The following is a 20,443-nucleotide window of genomic DNA, read 5'->3' on the forward strand; positions in this document are numbered from 1 at the left end:
TTTAGCGTAACACCTTGAATGTCTTAGAACCGCCGTTGTAAGAAACCTTTACAACATAAGTGCCTGAAGGCAGAGATGACAGGTTGAATGCTTCTCCCTGGCCGCCTTTCATTACGAGGTTGCCGCCAACGCCATATATTTCAGCGCTGTTGTATTCGCCGTTTACGTACAGTGTTCCGCCCTTGCGGTAGTCGATGCTTACATCGCTCTTTACAGCCTCAGGCTTAGATATGCCGGTAGCTCCTTTTGAAACGATCATAGCGGGGCAGTTTACAACACCGAAACCAATGTCTATAGTCTCGCCGCCGGCAAGAACCTTTCCGTCAGTGCTGCAGTCGAGAAGTGAATACATGCCGCCTGCCGGAACAGCCTGTGCCTCGCCGTTCTCGTCATAGGCAACAGACGGACCGAATTTATATCCGCCTCCTGCGCAAGTAACCAGCTGGTCGAAATATACGATGCTGCCGTCGGCCTTTACGCTGAAATATTTATAAGTGTCATTGCCATCAAGGAAGTAGCCGTACATGTTTCCTTCTGCGTCGATGCTGCAAAGTATTCCTCCGTTGAATGTATTTGTTTCAGGGTCGTCGCAGCTGAACACGTTGTATAGCTTGCCGTCTTTGATGTATGCAGGATTCTGTCCGCCGTTTTCAGCAGTATTGACACCTACCACAGTGCTGCCATCCTCACTGATGCCGTACACATAGAATGTGTTTATTCCGAGGTCGTCATAAACCTTCTTTATTTCGTTGTTCTCCCATACGACAGGCAGCAACTTAACTTTCTCAATGCCGAAGTCTTCGTCAATCTCACCTGTTGATACATAAACCTGTCCGGCCATATATTTTCCGTCAGATGAAACGGCGCGTACACAGTTGATTGTGCGCATAGAGTTAAATTCGTTCGACTGGTCAGAAGAATAATTCTCAGGTACAGGTAACAGTTTCCATCCTCCGTCAAGCGTAAATGTAGCAGGCCATTGTCTTACATAAGTCTCACCTGTCAGCAGCGAGTCAACGCTACCTGCCATAACTCCGTCGTTGGTTACGTCGTTAAGAGTTGAATATCCTCTTGAAGGATCCCAGGCCATATTGATGACGTCTGGTGCGTCAGCACTCCAGTAGTAGCTCGTCATCGAAATCTGATCGTCTGCGCCAACGGCATATTTGCCATTGTTTGACACATGATTAAATACACCGCAAACCGGTGTTTCATAGCCTTCGATAATGAAAACTGCATCGTTAAAGTTGTAAAGGGTTGCCTCTTCTTGGGCTGATGCACCGCAAGCTAAACTTGCCATTGCTGCTAAAAGTAATAATTTTTTCATAAGCACTTTAGTTTGGTTTTAATTTGCATAGATTTATAGCAACAAGTAAGAAACTTATATGCTGCTCTTAGTTTCTGTTTGCAATGATACAAAATTATTTTATAAGAGTAATGATTATTTGTAATAAATATGATAAAATTAAATTATTTTAATAAATATGCTTAATTTATAAGATGTGACGATTTTATGATATCTAGACGATATATAGCGTAAAATAAAAACAAAATGATTGAATTAGTGTTTTTTCGGTACAAAAACAAAGATATTTTAGATGGTAATAATATGCGAGAGGCGCAAATAAGTGTTAACAATACATTAATCACGGGCATGTATGGGGCAAGCAAAAGTGATGCCAAAAATGAATATATATAAATGCTATTTAACATATCGCAGGCGTGTTTGGTGGTTTATATATAAAATATCGACTTTTGTATATAATTGTATGGTGATAATTCATGCTTTAAAATAGAAAGATTTACATTATTTTGCATGCCTTTATTCTATATGTTGCCTTTTTCACGCTGTGCCTTGAAGGGCATTTGCTATATTTTTTTGAATATAATTTTTTTGTGAAGCCGTCGGTTTGTGAGTTGTTGCTTTGGCTTCTCATGTCAGTTTCCTTGTGATGTATGACCATGTCAAGATTTTTTATCTGTGTAATGCCCGGTAAGGTTTTGGCAAAGGGTGTTGACACCTTATATTATGGAAAAAATAAACCTTGTCGATACAATGATTATTTTTTGATTTTAATTTGATGGTGGCTGATATTTTGTTATCTTTGCAAGACAAAATTTTGGAAAAATGGGACAAAAGGGATTAATATCTGTTTCAACGTTTTCGGTTGCTAAGGAATATAACTTCAGCCGTATTGACGATGATATTATATTGTTCGACAATTTTGGAAAATTGCCGGTCCCGTGTGAGCCGAGCCGCAACATGGGATTGATTATCGGACTGTGCCTGCAGGGCAGCTTCCGCTATACTGCCGACACCGTAGAACAGTGTGTGCATGCAGGTGAGGCCATGATTATACACGAAGGTCAGGTTGTTGACAACTATCAGAGGAGCGACGATGTTGAGGGAATAGCCATCATGATGTCTTACGATTTCTTTCATGAGATTGTTAAGGGCTTTCATGAGCAGTCTTCTCTGTTTCTATTCTCGCGCAGTCATCCTGTCTTCATGCTTCAGCCCAACGAGGTTAAAGATGTGGTCGACTATTTCACAATGATAAAGAATAGGGTTGACGACGGCAGCAGGCCTTTCCGCCGTGATGTGGTCAGGATGCTCATATCTGCCATGATTTACGACCTTAGCAATGCCATATACAGAATACAGCTCAGGTCAGACAAGAAGCCCACGCGTGCCGAAGCCATATTCTCTGACTTTATCCGTCTGGTAGAGCAGAACTACCGCTCGGAGAGAAGAGTTGGATGGTATGCCCATGAGATGTGCATAACCGCCAAGTATCTTTCTGAGACGGTGAAGATGGTGAGCCGCCGCACTCATAACGACTGGATAGACAACTACGTTGTGATGGAGCTGCGTGTCTTGCTGAAGAACACGACCAAGAGCATAAAGGAGATATCGCAGGACATGTGCTTCCCGAACCAGTCGTTCATGGGAAAATATTTCAAGGAGCATGTCGGTATGTCGCCCATGTCCTACCGTAAGTCGTAATGGACAGGCGGCCGACGGCCGCCTTCATGGCTTTGTCCTACTTGCCTGCAGCGCTTGTTTCTTAATTCGAATATGTTGAAAATCTACTTAAAACCAATCATTACTTATATTCTTGCGGCCTCATTCTTGCTTGCGGCCACGGCTTCGTCTTGTTTTTCGCAGCCATACTGCAAGGTAAGGACATTTACCATCGATGACGGACTTCCTGCCAACAACATATCGGAGTTTGGGCTTTCGGACGATGGCATGATGTGGGTTTCAACATGGAACGGACTATGTAATTACGACGGCTATAAGTTCAGCCGCTTCCGCGAGCACTTCGGTGCGGGCCAGGTGCTTACTTCCAACCGCCTTAAGTTTATCCGTCCAAACTCCTGCGGCGACATCTGGTGTTCCACCTATGACGGCAAGGCCTATCTGTTCGACTGCACAACCTGCCGCTATATTGACCTCGACGTGCTTGTCGGCAACAAGGTCAGACATAAGTTTCCGGTGCGCAACATTATATCGCTGCCCAACGGCCATGCATGGGTACTTGGCGACGGCAACATTAACTTGCGCATAGATGAGGGCAAGATAAAGAACCACGGCGGCGTAAGTCTTATCGACACGCGCAAGACGATATATCGGGGACCTATACGAAAAGTAATGGCCGACGGAAACGGGCGCGAGTGGGTGTTTGCCGACAACGGCGTTGGGCTTTACGGCAGCAAGGTGCTTCTTCCTTTCAAGTTTGAGTATATGTGCCATGTGGGGCGCAAGGTCTATTTTGCATCGCGCGACGGCCGCTTCGGCGTTTATTCAGACCGGCTGCGCATGATCAGCGTTCCTGCACCGGTAACAAAGATAAACGGCATGTGCAGCTTCGGTTCCGACAAGCTTGCCTTGGCCTGTGATAAAGGACTGCTCGTGTTCAGCACTCGCACGTCAGGTTTTCGTCTTGTGTCCGTTCAGCATCCTTCGCAGCCGTCTGCCGATGTGAAGAAGGTGTTTACCGACAGTCGGGGCCGTGCCTGGGCATATTCTTCAGGACCGGGTGTTAGTCTTGTTTCGCCAGACGGAAGCAGCGTTCGATGGCTTCAGTCGGAAGCAGACGGATGGATGGGCACCACGAGCCGTTATCCTGTTTTTCATGAAGACGACAACCACACGGTGTGGGTGATACCCAACGGCGGCGTATTCTCTTATTATGATGAAGCCCGCGGATGTCTCGTTCCTTACAATCTTAATGCCGAAAACAGCAACCGTCTGCCCGTAAGCTACATCCTGAAATATAAGAAGGACGCACAGAACAACCTTTGGTTTACGGGCAATCATAATCTTACACTTGTTAATTTTAACTATTATCGCTTCAAGTTTACGCCCACGGTGCGCGATGCCGACGTGCGTTCGGTGATGAAAGACCGCAGCGGACGGATATGGACAGGCATGCACAACGGCTATGTAACCGTTACCGATGCCGTAAGCCGCAGGATGATGTATCTCTCGCCCGACGGCCGGCTGACCGGTGTGCCGGTGCGTCTTACCGACGAGGGCGTGTACGCCTTGCGCGAAGACCGCTACGGCAATGTGTGGATTGGCACCAAGGGCCGCGGCATATATGTGCTGTATGGAGGCCGTGGCGGAAACGGATTGGCACATTATGCCAGGAGCTACACCGACAAATGGTCGCTGAGTTGCGACAGCATATACGACTTCTGCGAAGACGACGCCGGCCGTATGTGGGTGGCCACTTATGGAGGAGGCATCAACATTGCAGCCATGAAGCCCGGCGGCAGCATGGCATTCATCAACGGCAACAACGTGATGACGCCCTTCAAGGACAAGGCTTACAACCGCATGCGCCGCATATCAGCCGCCCCCGGCGGAATAATGGTGGCGTCAACGTTCGGCGGCATTGTTACCATGTCGCATCGTGTAGACAAGTTTCCGTCGATGCGATATTACTATACGACGCACATTCAGGGCGACACCACGTCGCTGCTTGCCTCCGACGTGCTCAACACTTATATCAGCAGGTCGTCGGGGCGGATATATGCCACCACCATGGGCGGCGGCTTTCAGGTTGCACAGGCGTCAAGTCTGCTTCGCGACAACATCCCGTTCAGGCGCGTTGAGGGCATAGAGCATGAGGAAGGCACCATACAGGCTGTTGTCGAAGACGCAGCGGGCAATCTGTGGCTTGTGCGCGAGAGCAGTCTCGACAAGCTGTATCAGAAGACCGGTCAATATGAGATTTACGGCTCTAACGACTGGGAAGAAGACATCGGCTTCACCGAAGCTCAGCCCTATGTGTCGTCACGTGGCGGCGAGATTTTCCTCGGTGTCATCGGTGGTTACCTGTCGTTCCGCCCCGGTCAGATAAAGAAGAGCCGCTACAAGCCCATGATAGTGTTCAGCGGTGTGCAGTTTCAGGGCGAGCAGCAGATAACGCCAATACTCGGCAAGACCGTGCTCGAGATTCCGGCAGGCGAGCGCAACGCCATTGTCTACTTCTCGGCACTCGACTACGACGGCAACCGCCTGATACGCTATGCCTACAGGATAAAGGAGCTCGACAGCGAGTGGAGCTACACGGGCATGAGCCACAGCGCGTCGCTGAGCCACATTCCCGCAGGAAAGTATACGCTCGTGGTGAAGAGCACCAACTCCGACGGCGTGTGGACCGACAACGCCCGCGAGCTTAAGATATATGTTCATCCCACATTCTGGGAGACAGGCTGGGCCATGCTCCTGTATGTGCTTGTTGGCCTTTCCGTCATATTCTCGCTGTTTTACGTGTGGCGCCTGCGCAGCAACGTTGCAATGGAAAAGCGGCTCAAGGAGCGCCAGCTGCGCTTCTTCACGGGCATATCCCATCAGTTGCGCACCCCTCTGACGCTCATCGACGGCCCCGTTGGTCAGGTGCTGAGCGAGGAACCGCTGTCGGCCAAGGCCCGTACATATCTCGAATTTGTGAAGAAAAACTCCGTGCGCATGCTCGAACTCGTGAACAAGTCGCTCGATCTGAAGAAGCTCGATGCCGCTGCCGACGATGTGGATGCAGCGCCACAAAACTCCGATGAAATGGCCGTTTCTGACAATATGCCGCAGTCTGCTGCCACCGTAAGCGGTCTCGACTTTGCTTCAGGACGCATCACCGTGCTCGTGGTTGAAGACAACGTAGAGCTGCGCTACTTCCTTGTAAGCAGTCTTTCGTCGAGCTACAATGTGTTTGAGGCACGCAACGGGCAGGAAGGACTCGAGATGGCGCAGAGCCGCCAACCCGACTTCATCATCACCGACATCATGATGCCCGTGATGGACGGCATGACCATGATACGCAAGATAAAGGCATGTCCCGACACATGCCACATACCTATAGTGGTGCTGTCGGCCCGAACAGCCATCAACTACCGCATAGAAGGTCTTAACGAGGGCATCGACGACTATATAACCAAGCCTTTCAGCGTGTCTTACCTGAAGTCGCGTGTCGACAACATCATACGTCAGCGCCGCCAGCTTCAGCAGGCATACGTCAGCAAGCTCAATGCCGCGGGCGACGGCCACCTTATATATAAGGCCGACTCACCGGGCATTGCCGATGCCGACAAGGAGTTTGCGCGCCGGCTTGTCGACTATCTCGAGCCGCGCATATCCGACCCCGAACTCAAGATAGACGACATAACCAGGGCCATGGCCCTTAGCCGCACCGTGTTCTACGGCAAGGTGAAGTCGCTCTTCGGCATGTCGCCCATCGACTTTGTGCGCCACATGCGCATCCTCAGGGCAGAGCGGCTGATAGTTGAGAGCCGCATGTCGTTCTCGGAGATTGCATATTCAGTAGGCTTTACCGACCCGAAATACTTCGGCCGCACGTTCAAGGCCAAGACCGGCATGACGCCGTCCGACTATCGCAAAAAATATTCGCAGCGCGGCTGATATGCAGTGTTTTCAGCCTATATCAACATCACCTCTGTAACTGTCTGATAATAAGCGTGTTGCAAAAGGCCGTCTTTTACCTTCTAAAAGACGGCCTTTTGCGTGCCAAAACATGCCCTTTTGCATTGTAAAACGTGGCCTTTTACAAAATCCTTGCTCGTTATGTTATAAGCCGTCCGCCATTTTCCGCATAATCTCAGCAGTATTTCCGCACACCAACAATACGCCCGAAATCAGGCGCTTATAGGCTCGAAATGATGAAAAGTCCGCCTTTCTAAACAATTTTTATCCCATTTCATCGGTAAATAAGAACTATCTTTGCCGCCGAAATCTACGTCAAACTATCTACGAAATTTATAACCTTAAAAAATAACTTACACTTATGAACCTTTTTAAATCTACGCTTTTAGCAGCCGGTATGCTGGTATCAACGTCGATGATGGCCATAAAGGTGCACACCATCGGCGACTCAACGATGGCCACATACAGCGAGTCGACAACCGTTACGCGCGGCTGGGGACAGATGTTCCAGCAGTTTTTCACCGACGCTGTAACGGTGAACAACCGTGCCAAGAGTGGCGCGAGCAGCAAGAGTTTCTATGAGGAGGCCGCCTACTGGGAGTCGGTCAAGAAGCAGATACAGCCCGGCGACTACGTGCTGATACAGTTTGCACACAACGACGAGAAGAACGACGGCATGGACGGCGACGAGGTTAAAGCCTACTACGAGAGCATAGGCGACCAGGCCAAGGCCGATGCCACCGACTATCGCGGCACCACTGCCAGCGGAACCTATAAGGAATATCTGCGCAAATATGTTGAAGAGACACGCGCCCTCGGTGCCACTCCGGTGCTCGTTGGCGCCATCTGCCGCAAATATTTCACGGGCAGCACCATCCGCCGCAACGGCCGTCACGACCTGGGCGACGACTTCTCGCTGCTCACTGCATCGGGCATCAAGGAGGGAAACAAGGTTGGCGAGGACGACCATACATACGACTATCCCTATCAGATGCGCTTGGTTGCCGATGAAATGGGCGTTTCTTACATCGACCTGACCACCGCAACGAAGGAACTCTACGAAAGTTACGGCGACGCCAAGGCCAACGAACTGCTCTTCGACGGCGACGGCAGCACCCACACTTCGGCCATGGGAGCCACTCTGATTGCGCGCCTCTGCGCACAGCTCCTGCAGAAGCAGGGCATCCTGACCGAGTATATCAACCTGACGAGCGACCTCAGCGTCAATCCGTCGAAGGCCGACCTCGGCGAGGCTTACAAGGGACAGACCGTTGTAAAAGAATTCCAGATCAGCGGCTTCGACCTTCAGCCGGCCGAAGGCAACGTAACCATTACGGCAAGCAAGGGCCTGCAGGTGTCTGCCGACGGCGAGAGCTATTCTGGCAGCATCAGCATGAGCTATAAGGAAGGCAACATGATAGGCACGTTCTACGCACGCTGCGAGTTTGCCGAAGAAGGCCCCATTAACGAAGAAATAACCGTAACCAGCGGCGACAAGACCATCATCATACCCGTTACAGGCACAAGCATCGTGCTCGAGGGCGGCGTGCCCGTTCAGGCATACTGGCGCCTTGAGAAAGACGATGAATGCGAGGTTACAGGTCCGATGAACACTCTCGGACAGTCGTACAGCGGCATGACGCTTCAGAAATATTCTGCACCCAACACTAACACCACATGGCCCGAGTGGACAGGTTTCGACGCATCACGCAAGACACAGCGCAATGTCATCGAGGGCGAAAGCTGGCCTGCCGGTGAAATCGACGAAGTTTCAACCCGCTATATCGAATTTGCCGTTCAGCCGGCAAAGGGCACCACGCTCAAGGTAGACTCCATGTCGATGTTTGTATGCGGCTGTGGCGGCAACGGCATGTGCTGCAAGATATACTATTCGAAGGAAGAAAACTTCGCCAATCCTGTAAACATCTTCGAGATGAAGAGCATGCCTGCCAACAACATGCAGTATGTATGCTCAATGCCGGTTCTGTCGGTCAACGAGGGCGAAACTCTCCGCATACGCGTTTATCCCTGGTATAACAATGCCGCAACAGGCAAGACCATCTGTCTGAGCGACGTTACGATACACGGCATCGCCGTCGACTCTACCACAGGCATCAGCTCAGAGCTGACGCAGAATGCCGCTCCCGTGCGCACAATATATATTATGGCACAGACGGCACAATGCGCCAGGATATGCGTCCCGGACTTAACATCGTTAAGAAGGAATATGCCGACGGAAAGGTTGAAACAACTAAAATTCTATATTAAAACAATCAGTAAACAATTATGAAAAGCGTAAAAATCAGCTTATGCGGCTTGCTCGTCATGCTGTCGTCGCTGTGCTTCCCGACCGGTGCCCTGGCGCAGACGGAAGCTAAGCTCGCAGAATGGACATTTGCAAGCGGCTATGACAAAACCGACGTAGACGGCAAGACGGTCTACGTGCCCAACAGCAACGAGTGGGCAGAGATAAGTGCAACATGGTTTAAAGACCAGGCACCTTACTTCTATCCAAACGTATTCGAGGGCGAACAAGGCAGCTACATGCTGTCGGCACAGTCGGAGTCAAGATACTGGCAGGTATCTGACAGCAACGGCGACAAGGTGATGCGCATTGAGAACAGCGAGGCAAACAACATCACCGACTACACCGATGCCTCGCAGCACAATGTATATTATGAGGTGTCTTTCCCCACAAAGGGCTACAAGAACATCTCTCTTACCTATGCCATAGGCTACGGCGGCAACGCTGAGGCTGCCATCGAGGCCGTGTTCTCAACCGACGGCGGCGAGACATGGATTGATGCCGGCAAGGGCACCACAGCCCCCAACTGGTGGATATACAATGAAAACACCGTGAAGCTGTCGGCCAACAACAAGGACAAGGTGATAGTACGTCTCATAGCCGGCAACGGACTGGTGAGCAACTGGAACCTGAAGCAGCTCACTGTGAGCGCCGAAAAGGACGAAAGCTCACAGGGCATCAGCGCCAAGGACGCCACAGTGGCATGGCCTTTCAACGAGGGTGCGTCTAATCCTACCTCTGCCGAGGCTTCTGTTCCCGAGGCTCTGTCGTCTACAGGCTACACTCTCGGCAGCAAACTTATGCTCAACGGCACACAGAAGTGCGACCCTGAGGTGATGTCAAAGCTCGAACCCACAGAGAAAATCAACAACGCTCTAGACGAAAACTCGTTCATCAGCTTTGCCGTTGTGCCCAAGAAAGGCATCAATTTCACACCTAAAAAGATTACGTTCAACGCTGCAAAGTGTGGTACAAGCGGCGGTACAATGGACATTTATGCCGTAAGCGGCGACCAGAAAGTGGCCATTGCATCGAATGTAAATCCTGAAAGAAACCCGGCTTTCTCAAGCTACGACTACGACCTGTCGCAGCTCGGAACGCTCACCGACAAGCTCGAGATATTCATTTATGTATATAACCTCAACGCAGGCAAGCAGCTCGCCATCAACAACGTAAGCATCACTGCCGACTTTGAGGGCACTCCTGTTGCCGTTCCCGTATACACCCTGTCGGTTAAGTCGGGCATGGAAGGTGCCGGCAACGTATCTTCTAATCCTTCAGGAACAGAGTTCGACGAGGGCACAAGCATCACTGTTACTGCCACAGAGAACTTCGGATATCACTTCCAGTCGTGGAACAACGACAAGGGTGAGGTGGTTTCTACCGAAAATCCCTATACATTCGAGATTTCAGAGAACACATCGCTCACTGCCGTTTACACCAAAAACAACGTTTATGCGCTCAACCTCACACTTGAAGGCGGAGCCAACACTAACCTCGTTCAGTTCAGTCCTGAGGGCAATGTCGTTGACGGCGTTCACTATTATGAGGAAGGAACCGACGTGAAGCTCACTGTTCTCAACAATCGCATTCTGACATTCACCAACTGGGAAGACAACTCTACCGACGCAGTGCGCGAGATAAGCATGGACGGCGACAAGCAGGTTACTGCCACATTCTCTTGCGCTGACTATATCGTAGGATGGGACCTTTACAGCGATACTCCTGCCAAGGAGCGCGCTGCCGACTATAAGGCTGAGAGCGACAACGCCGGACTGCTGTCGCTGCGCAATGCCGAGGGCCTCACTTCTTCATGGCTCGCATGCGGATCAGAGAAGGGCGGACAGAACGGAAAATATGCCGCACGCGTGTGGAGAGATCTCAGCGAGAAGTATTATTTCGAGATTTCGTTCTCTACAAAAGAATATTCTAACATCAAGCTTTCGGCTGCCGTGGGCGACGACTTCAACGCTCACAGCATTGTAAATGCCGAATACAGCATTGACGGGCAGACATACACTAAGTTTGGCACATACACTCTGCCTTACCGCGCATGGGCAGAAGGCGAGTTCGACCTGCCTGCCGACGCTGCCGGACAAGACCGCGTTTACATACGCTTCATGCCCGACTGGACTTCAGAGCTCGTGGGCAGCGAGAGCAATCTCGACGGAACAGCCGTTGCAGAAATATTCGTGCTGGCTGACAGAAACATCGTTGACGACGGCGAGGCGCCAAAACTGGTGTCTACACTTCCTGCCGACAAGGCTAAGGACGTTACGGCCAACGGTTCTGTGATACTTACGTTCAACGAGAAAGTTGTGGCTGCCGCCAACGACGGAAAGGCAACTCTCGACGGTGAGGAGATTGTTCCTACCGTAAGCGGAAAGACAGTTGTATATAAATATACAGGTCTGAAATATTCTACTGACTATACGTTCACACTGCCTGCCGGAGCCATTGAAGACCGCACGGGCAACGCCTTCGAGGGCGTAAGCCTCACCTTCACCACAATGGAGCGCAAACAGCCCGAGGCACGTGTTTACGATGCTGTGGTTGCACAGGACGGAACAGGCGACTACACAACCGTGCAGGCTGCTGTAGACGCAGCTCCCGAGGGACGCGTAAAGCCGTGGCTCATCTTCATCAAGGAAGGTGTTTACAAGGAGCATGTAGATGTGCCTGTATCGAAGCCTTATCTCCATTTCATCGGACAAGACCGCAACAAGGTGTCTATCAGCGACGATAAGCTGTGCGGAGGCGACAATGCGCTGCACGTAGACGTAGGCGCTACGTTCGTGGCACGTGCCGAGAACCTCTACTTCGAGGGCATAAGCTTCGTAAACTCTTATGGCGTTGAGCAGAATGCCGGACCGCAGGCTCTGGCCCTTAACACCAAGAACGACCGCCTGGTGTTCAACAACTGCGGCATGTACAGCTATCAGGATACATGGATTACGCCGAGCGACTCTCACTGCCGTGCTTATGTCAAGAACTGCTTCATAGAGGGTGCGGTAGACTTTATCTACAACAACGGCGACTATTATTTCGACGGCGACACGCTAAACATCGTGCGCAAGGACGGCGGATACATCGTTGCTCCATCGCACAACAGCGACTCTAAATGGGGCTATGTGTTCATGAACAACGTGATTACCGCTCCCGGCGTGCCTTCAGAAACTTCTGTATGGCTCGGACGCCCGTGGCACGACCAGCCCAAGACCGTGTTCATCAACACCAAGGCTGAGGTTACCATACCTGCCACAGGATGGTATGAGACAATGGGTGCAATACCGGCTATCTTTGCCGACTACAACACCGTTGACGGCGAAGGCAACCCCGTAGACCTGTCACAGCGCCGCAGCTATTACTACTATTATGCCGACGACGACAAGACTCAGAAGGTGGAGGGATATGCAAAGAACTCTCTGACCGACGAAGAGGCAGCACAATACACTGTTAAGAACGTGCTTTCAGGCGACGACAACTGGCAGCCGGAGATTATCACAGAGGCATGCGACGCTCCTGTTCCGGTAATCAGCAAGTCTGAGCAGACCATCACATGGGATGCCGTGCCTTATGCTATCTGCTACGTTATAACCAAGAACGGCAGCGTGGAAGGATTCACCACTGCCACATCTTGCAGCTATACTGACGGCGATGAATATCTTATTCAGGCTGTCAACGAGTATGGCGGACTGAGCAAGGCCGGAAAGGCATCTGAAGGAACTGTAGGCATCGACGGCGTTGAGGCCGGTCAGGCCGTAACCGTTACAGGCATCTATTCTGCCGACGGTGTTAAGCTCAACACCTACCGCAAGGGTGTCAACATCGTTACAGGCAAGACTGCCGACGGCAAGGTGGTTTCAAAAACTATCGTGAAGTAAATTTGTCTGGCTTTTATTTATGGTGAGGCCCCGCCCGGAACTGCTGTCCGGCGGGGCCTTCTTTTTGCCTTTTATTTTAATGTACCTTATATTCTGTTATCCGAAAGTTTTTTATGTCATCGGCTGTTGACGCATTCTTTGATGTTAATACCGTTGCAGAGCGTATTGCATTTATTGCCTATATATGAAAAACGTCCGTGACTCTGATGTCAGAAACACGGACGTCTATATCTTTTACGGCCTTTATCATATCATCCCAGCCTTGTGCAGCTCGGCAACGGTGGCTTCGAGTTCGGCATACCATTCCTCACCGAAACGGCGTGTCAGCGGCTCTTTCAGAAATTTATACACGGGCAGTCCCAGTTCCTTGCCTTTGGCGCGTGCAGCCTCGCAGATGCTCCAGCGGTGATAGTTGAGGCCGGTCAGACCGTTGGAAAGTTTCTTTTCGCGGATAGGGTAGAGAGCGCAGCTTATGGGCTTGCAGAACTCTGTCTTGCCGGCGCGGTGAGCCTTTTCTAAGGCGCACAGGCAGCAGCCGTTCTCGTAGCATGTAAACACGCAATCCTTGCCGTTGACTATGCTCGTTACGAGTTCGCCTTCCGGATCGATGTCCGCCACGCCCTGCTGGTTTATCACGGCTTGTGCGTTGGCCGAAAGGTCGGTCCACACCGTGTCGAGCGAATCCTCAATGCCGCCTATCTCGTCCATCGTTACAGGCGCTCCGGCGTCGCCTTCAATGCAACATTCGCCTTTGCAGGCATCGAGGTCGCAGCAGAACTGCTCTGTTATAATGTCGGGCGACACAAGTACGTCGCCCACCTGTATTATCGGTAAATCCATATTCGTTGTCTATTGTGATATAATGTCGTTTTTTCACCATTTTATCGGCTCCATGCCGTGCTGCTGCAGATACTGGTTGGTCAGGCTGAAGTGGTGGTTGCCGAACCATCCGCCGCGGTTGGCCGACAGCGGTGACGGGTGGACAGACTGCAGTATCAAGTGGCGCGAGTTGTCTATGAGCTGTGCCTTGCTGCGGGCATAACCGCCCCAGAGGATGAACACCAAGTTGTCGCGGTCTCTGCTCAGTGCGCTGATAGTAGCGTCGGTGAACTCCTCCCAGCCGCGCCGCTGGTGACTTCCGGCAGCATGTTCGCGCACGGTCAGCGTGGCGTTTAGCAGCAGCACGCCCTGCTGTGCCCAGCGCACAAGGCTTCCGCTTTGCGGCATCGGCGTGCCGAGGTCGTTCTCAATCTCTTTGAATATGTTGATAAGCGAGGGCGGAAACGGCACTCCGTCGCTCACCGAGAAGCACAATCCCTCAGCCTGCCGCGGCTCGTGGTAGGGGTCTTGTCCGAGTATCACCACCTTAACCTTGTCGAACGGGCACAGGTTGAAGGCGTTGAAGATAAGTCGTCCCGGCGGATAGCACGTATGGTTGCGGTATTCGTCGTGTACAAAGTTGATAAGATTGGCAAAGTAAGGCTTTTCAAACTCACCGCCAATATGCTGTTTCCACGACTCTTCTATCTTTACGTCCATAATTCAAAGTGTAATTTTTTAACCAATGCAAAAATACATATTTTTCTTTGAAAGTCAAATTTTTGCGCCAATCTTTGTGCCGTCGCCTCTCGCTCAGCATGTCTTTATTCCGGCAGATTAGAATATCTGATTGAATGTTGATAATGGATAAACGAAATCAAGAATGATTACCATGAGTGTAATTACGGTATCGGGCTTGTGCTATGCGACGGGATAGCCCGAAGGGCTTCATTTCCGTAACCGTGGGTGCCGTAGCAATGCGAAGGCCACCCACGGACTGACAACGTGCAATTTTACAAGCACCCGTAGTGGTGCTACTTTGCGACATTTTAGTAACCTCATATAAAATAGCACCGCTTCGGGTGCTTGTTTTAATGTGGTCGGTTGTCCGTGGGTGGCACACCCACGGTTACTAAGGTGTAGCCCTTCGGGCATCCATGAGCGCTGTCAGTCCTATATTTATGTTTTTGTAGATTTTCCTTGGCTCATAGATTGATGTTTAACCCCGTTCCTTGCCCGGACTTGTTTTGGCTAAATGCGGTATAAAAAAGTTTTTGCAGAAAACTCGTCACTCGTCACATCTCAATGTAAAGTGTTGTAAATGTGTTACTTATGGTGTGACGAGTTGAAATTCCAACTCGTCACACGTCTGTTAAAATCCTATTTGAAGTCAACCGGAATCAGAAGCTTACAGTAGATTTTCTCTGAGTGTGATGAGTTGAAATTCCAACTCGTCACGCTTTAATCACTTGTCATACAGAGAGTTAAGGCTAGATGTGACGAGTGATGAGTTTTTTATAAAAACTTTTTTATTGATGTATTTGTCTGTCCTTTTCTAAATTTGGCTGACTTCAAAGAGTTTTTTCCATGATTAAAGTTGACTAGGGTAAAACTCACATCTGTTATCGCCCGAATTATGCTCTTCTAATTATCATTTGCAATATGCCACCTTTCGCTTTATGAAAAGCCACCTTTTACAGTGTAAAAGCATGCCTTTTGCATCATGAAAGGTATGCTTTTGCCGGCTTTTCAGGGTATATTCTTCTATTTCGTCTTTCTGATAAGGCCATTATAAAGGCAGAAGAATGTTTTATATGCCTAGGCGTTAGATATAGAATTTATGAACATAAAATCGTTCTTAGATATGCTTTCGGTAATTATTTCTGTTAGTCTGTTGAAGGGAGAAAAATAAAGAAGCCGGAAACATCACGCTCCCGGCTTCTTCTCTAAATCCATTTTTTTACCATTATCAAAGAAAAATAGTGCTATTTGAGAATTTTATTTGTATGGCCATTCTTGTATTTCACGATAAATATGCCGTGCTGCGGATTGGCTATGCGCTGTCCCGACAGATTGAAATATTCAGCCGGTTCGTTACAGCCGTTGTCTTCAGCAGTGTTTATTCCCGTTGTCTCTTTCTTTATCAGGTCTATGGCCGCCGAATTTTCCACGGAACAGTCGGTGGCGTCGTCGGGATTATAGTTGGCAAGTGCAGCCACAATCTTCATGTTGTTCTTCTTCCACTCCTTGTCGATGTCGAAGGTGTATGAGTATGTAAACGAATTGCCGTCCCACACTACAGGCTCACCCCATGTGCTGTTGTATCCGCGGATTACGTGCTGCTGATAGTATTGTCCTTCATATCCTTCCTGAAAAAGACTTTTAACCTCGTCTTCAGTAAGGTATACTGTCAGATGTGGCATTGCGCATATCAGGTTGTCGTTTTTAAGGCAGGTGACGTTTGCCGTAACCGCTGTAGAGTCGGTATTGAATTCATACGTTATGCCTACAACAGCATTTGCCGTCAGCTCCATCTCTGTGTTGATATACGACGTGATGTCGTCAGGGCTTTGCGGCAGATAAACGGCGGTCTTGCTTCCGGCAGAGTTGCCCGTTTCATGATACGGCTGCCTGTTTATCATCATAGCCGGAGCATAGCAGCTGGAGCCGTTGTTGAACAGCCAGAGCATCTCCTCGTCGCAGGGCAGGGTAAACTCGTCGGTATAGTAGCCGGCATGATGGCACACGGCGAACACCCTGTCGCTATAGTCGTTGCTCGAGTTCATTGCCGTATGCAGATAGCCTGCCACTCTCGGACAGTTGCTGCATTTCTCTGTCGTAAACTCCTCTATGAGAACGTTTTTCAGATAAGTACACACCGCTTCAACCATGTTGTTGGTGCTGTTTTCGTCTGTACCGTTGTCAATGCTTTCAATATCTATGCTCCAGCTGGCCTGACTGTCGGTGTAGATGCCCGGGTCGATGACGAACGAGCACGACGTGCTTGACGTAGGCCCAATGGGCGTGTCGATGTGTGTCCGGCAGACAGTTTCGCCTGTGGTGCATTTTATGGTAAATCCGTTCACGGTCTCTATGCCGTAGTTGTGTATGGCGGCATTAACCTTCAGGGCGTTCACTCCGCTCTGTGGCCACGGACTTATTGTGGCAGATAGCAGTCCGAGGTCTTGCTTAGGCAGCGAGCTGCCCGTTATTATTGCCTCCATGCTGATAACGCCCTTGTTGCTTATGTCCTGCCATTGAGCGTCGCCCATCTTGAGATATGATGTGCCTGCCACGGGTTCGCCAACGATAGAAACTGCCACTACGTTGGCTCTCTGATGGAAAGAATAGCCAATGTATATGTCACCGGCATTCTCGGTTATCTCATACGGCTCGGTCAGCTCCACTTCGTTCCATCCCTTGCTCACGGAGGGAGTAGAGGAGCGTGTGATGTATCCCTCGGCTATGTTGTCGCCGTCGAGATTGGTGCGTATCCATACCTTCAGCGTGTCGATGTTTATGCGGTTAAGCAGTGCTGCGCGTATAGACGAAATGGTGTTGCCCTTGTATGCGTCGAGGGCAGATGACGGCAGTTTAGTTGCGCACGACACCCATCCTTTGCCGTTCAGCTGTATGTCGCCCTCATCGGCCATCTGACCGTTGCAGAACCCCATGCTTACCGTTCCTGACTGTGCCATTGCGCCTATGCTGAGCAGCAATGCAAGTATTATTGTTGCCAGTCTTTGCATAACTCTAAATATTTTTTATTTCACAACTTTCTTTCCGTTAATGATGTACACTCCATGAGGCAACGCTCCTGCCGGCATTCTGCGTCCGCTGAGGTCGTACACTTCAGTCTTGCCTGCGGCAGAATCGTCCACAGCCTGACTTATGCCTGTGCTGTTGGGCAGTGTCAGCGCACATTCGTCAGAGCTGATGCTCAGTTCGCCGTTCTGTGCTGCACGTATTATGAAGCTGTATGTTGCTCCCGGATTCAGCCCTTTTACGTCGTAGCTTAGCACGTTGCCTACAGACAGTCCGTCGTATCCGCTTACCGGTGTGCGCTCCACCACCTTGCCTTCAGCCACGACATCGTCGATAACTACAAAGCCCGAAGTGCGTCCGTAGCGCAGGCGCACCTGCTTGCACTCGTCTAAGCTTACCCGCTCAGTGGCTCCGTCTACTGATGGACTGATGACACTCACCTCGGTCCATACTCCGTCGCCACGGTCGGCCTCTACGTATATCTTTTCCGTATTGCTCTTTGCGCGGCACCAGAAACTAAGGTTGCTGATGAGCATCTCGTTGTATGCAATCACGAGATAGTCGCCGTCTGACGAGAGACGCAGCGACGGTGCCTTTTCGCCGTAGTAGCCCGAAACCGAGTAGAACATGCTGCTCGTTGAAGTCCATGTGTCAGGCATGCCTTCTGCCTTGTTGCTGAAGTCATATCCCTTTGCCGAGAGTTCATCGGAATAGCCATGTTTCATTACCGTCAGACGATAGTCGTCTGCATCGCGCACGGCTTCCCATTTAGCCTTGAATCCCGTTTCTGTGACATCTGTTGCGGCTAAGCCTGCAGGCTTGCGCTTGGCGAAGGCCAGATCGAGAGTCTGCACTGGAGCATTCTTTTCTTCAGACATATAGCTGCCAAGTCCGGCGCTTACGGCTACGACATAGTCGGTAAGCGGCACAAGACCGTCTATCTTTATCGTCTCAGGCGATGTGTAACGCTTATGGTCAAAGTCGCCGATATATTGGCGTTGGCTGTTGCCGTCGGTGCAATATATGCTTACTTCATAATATTTGGCGTGTTCGACAGCCGCCCATGAGAACACGAAGCTGCTGTCGGCTATGTCTGTAACGTCTATTGTAGCCGGTGCAGGCATGCTGAATGACGTTCCGGCAAGCAGCAGTTGGGCTGTGTCGCCGTCCAGCGTGACGTCATCAAACGATACAAGGCTTGCGCCGTCCCACGATGTGAGTTCATACTGTGTTATTCCTGCAAAGCCGGGGAAGGTGTCGCCCGAGCGTGTCGCTTCTGACAGTATGCCGTCAGCTTCAACAATGTCTACGCGCTGATGCTGCGGGTCTATGTTTACGATGTTGTTCTCCCATGCGTCTTTGTCCTGATCTATGTGCCATACAAGCATGCCTTGTCCCGGCAGGTATGTGTCGAATCCGCTTTGTATGCGGTTCTCAAGCACGAAAAACTCGTTGTCCTTTCCCGGAACGTTCACACGGAAAGCCTTGTTTGACGATGCCAGGTTTGGAATCATCGTTATGCTGTCGGCGTTGTTGTCCAGTATGTCATAGTCGAGCCATGCCAGTTCGGCACGCTCAAACGCAGAGAAGAGCGGCGGCGTGTGCATGTTGTTATTGTATGAGCCTGAGGCCATGGTGTCGTAGGCTCCGAGCCCGAAGGTGAAGTAACCATATGAAGTGTCGTAATGGTCAACCAGTCCGAGCACGTGGCCGAACTCATGGACAAATGTGCCTATGCCTGAAGGCTGCAGGTTGCCAACTGCACTATAGCGCAATTCGTTGCTGCAGGCGTAATGGCCTATCACTTTGTCGTCGTAGACGAGCTTCATGTCCCATGCTTCCTCAACGATGGCAGAGTGGGGCCATATAAGTTCTGTTCCGTTAGGGTCGTCGGCCTGTCCGCCGCCGGCATAGAAGAAATATATGTTGTCGACATATCCGTCGCCATTGGTGTCGTATTCGGAGAAGTCCACTTCATCGTCAACAAGCTCGCATGCTTCTTTTATAGCTTCGCCCATTCTGAAGTCCTGTCCCTTGTCGTCAGAACCGTAGTAGGTGGCTTTGTTTGATAGCGTCACCGGACCAACCACAGTGAAGTCGGGGTCAAACAGACTGTTAGAGCTTTGCAGATAAAAGTCGCGTGCGCTGCCGTTTGCTCCGTTGCTCCACGTGAAGCCTTCCTTGTTGAGCATGTCGTCATAAAACTGGTGAGGGTTGTCTATAGACGAGAACTTGACGTCGCTGAATTGAATCAGTATGACAAGAGACTTCTGGCGTCCTATTGTGGGGAAGTCGCTAATAAGATAGTCGCTTCGCTTAGGTGCCTTTCTCATTCCGTTGCCGGCTGTCGCGCGGCTAAATGCGTCAATATTTATAGAAGCCAGATATTTCTTGGCTTCTGTCTTTCTCATGTCCTTGTCTGCAGCAGCCAGACCGCTTCCTGTTATTTTGCTGCCGTCGAGTCTGGCATATTCATAGGTTTTGGTCTTAAGGTTGAAAAACAGAGGATATCCGTCTTCGGTGAACAGCAGATGGCGATGCTCGTCGCCCCGCATAAGCACCGTGAGACTTGTGCCGTCGGGCTGAATCACTTTCTTTGGCGTAGGGTCAGCCGGTATGGCTTTAGTGCTGCAGATGCCGCATAATAGAATGGCTATTGAGATAAAAAGTCGTTTCATGCTTAATGTCTTTATATATAAAAACAAAGAAGCCGTAAGGGGC

9 protein-coding genes are annotated in these 20,443 nt (G+C 50.4%); 4 read left to right on the plus strand and 5 right to left on the minus strand.

Annotated elements, in window-relative coordinates; genetic code table 11:
• Nucleotide 1: 1 nt before the first annotated feature.
• Nucleotides 2–1,327 carry a T9SS type A sorting domain-containing protein gene (locus ACZMIG_RS04070; RefSeq protein WP_487889108.1) on the minus strand — a complete coding sequence of 442 codons (1,326 nt, stop codon included), beginning with the start codon at nt 1,325–1,327 and terminating at the stop codon, nt 2–4.
• An 801-nt stretch (nt 1,328–2,128) separates the two neighbouring features.
• Here ACZMIG_RS04070 and ACZMIG_RS04075 point away from each other — a divergent pair.
• The 4 genes from ACZMIG_RS04075 to ACZMIG_RS04090 all read left to right on the plus strand — a co-directional run bounded on the left by ACZMIG_RS04075 (nt 2,129) and on the right by ACZMIG_RS04090 (nt 13,138).
• Nucleotides 2,129–3,007, plus strand: coding sequence for an AraC family transcriptional regulator (locus tag ACZMIG_RS04075; protein ID WP_487889109.1), 879 nt, complete (start codon nt 2,129–2,131; stop codon nt 3,005–3,007).
• 72 nt (nt 3,008–3,079) lie between these two features.
• Nucleotides 3,080–6,928, plus strand: coding sequence for a hybrid sensor histidine kinase/response regulator transcription factor (locus ACZMIG_RS04080; protein WP_487889110.1), 3,849 nt, complete (start codon nt 3,080–3,082; stop codon nt 6,926–6,928).
• 382 nt (nt 6,929–7,310) lie between these two features.
• Complete coding sequence (locus ACZMIG_RS04085) at nt 7,311–9,239, plus strand: rhamnogalacturonan acetylesterase (protein WP_487889111.1); 1,929 nt, start codon at nt 7,311–7,313, stop codon at nt 9,237–9,239.
• Complete coding sequence (locus ACZMIG_RS04090; protein WP_487889112.1) at nt 9,236–13,138, plus strand: pectinesterase family protein; 3,903 nt, start codon at nt 9,236–9,238, stop codon at nt 13,136–13,138. Before ACZMIG_RS04085 ends, ACZMIG_RS04090 begins: the two co-directional genes overlap by 4 nt.
• Before the next feature lie 246 nt (nt 13,139–13,384).
• On the opposite strand, the gene ACZMIG_RS04095 is transcribed toward ACZMIG_RS04090, so the two are convergent.
• The 4 genes from ACZMIG_RS04095 to ACZMIG_RS04110 form a co-directional block, all read right to left on the minus strand.
• Nucleotides 13,385–13,978: a DUF3109 family protein gene (locus tag ACZMIG_RS04095; protein ID WP_487889113.1), complete on the minus strand. Its 594-nt coding sequence runs from the start codon at nt 13,976–13,978 to the stop codon at nt 13,385–13,387.
• 33 nt (nt 13,979–14,011) lie between these two features.
• On the minus strand, nt 14,012–14,677 hold the full coding sequence (gene ung / locus ACZMIG_RS04100; protein WP_021855918.1) for a uracil-DNA glycosylase: 666 nt from the start codon (nt 14,675–14,677) through the stop codon (nt 14,012–14,014).
• Nucleotides 14,678–15,942: 1,265 nt separating this feature from the next.
• A complete protein-coding gene (locus ACZMIG_RS04105; protein WP_418874135.1) occupies nt 15,943–17,706 on the minus strand; it encodes an Omp28-related outer membrane protein in 1,764 nt (587 codons plus the stop codon).
• A 15-nt stretch (nt 17,707–17,721) separates the two neighbouring features.
• Nucleotides 17,722–20,400, minus strand: a complete 2,679-nt coding sequence (locus tag ACZMIG_RS04110; protein ID WP_487889114.1) for a M6 family metalloprotease domain-containing protein — start codon at nt 20,398–20,400, stop codon at nt 17,722–17,724.
• Nucleotides 20,401–20,443 lie beyond the last annotated feature (43 nt).

This window comes from Xylanibacter sp., assembly GCF_057607445.1.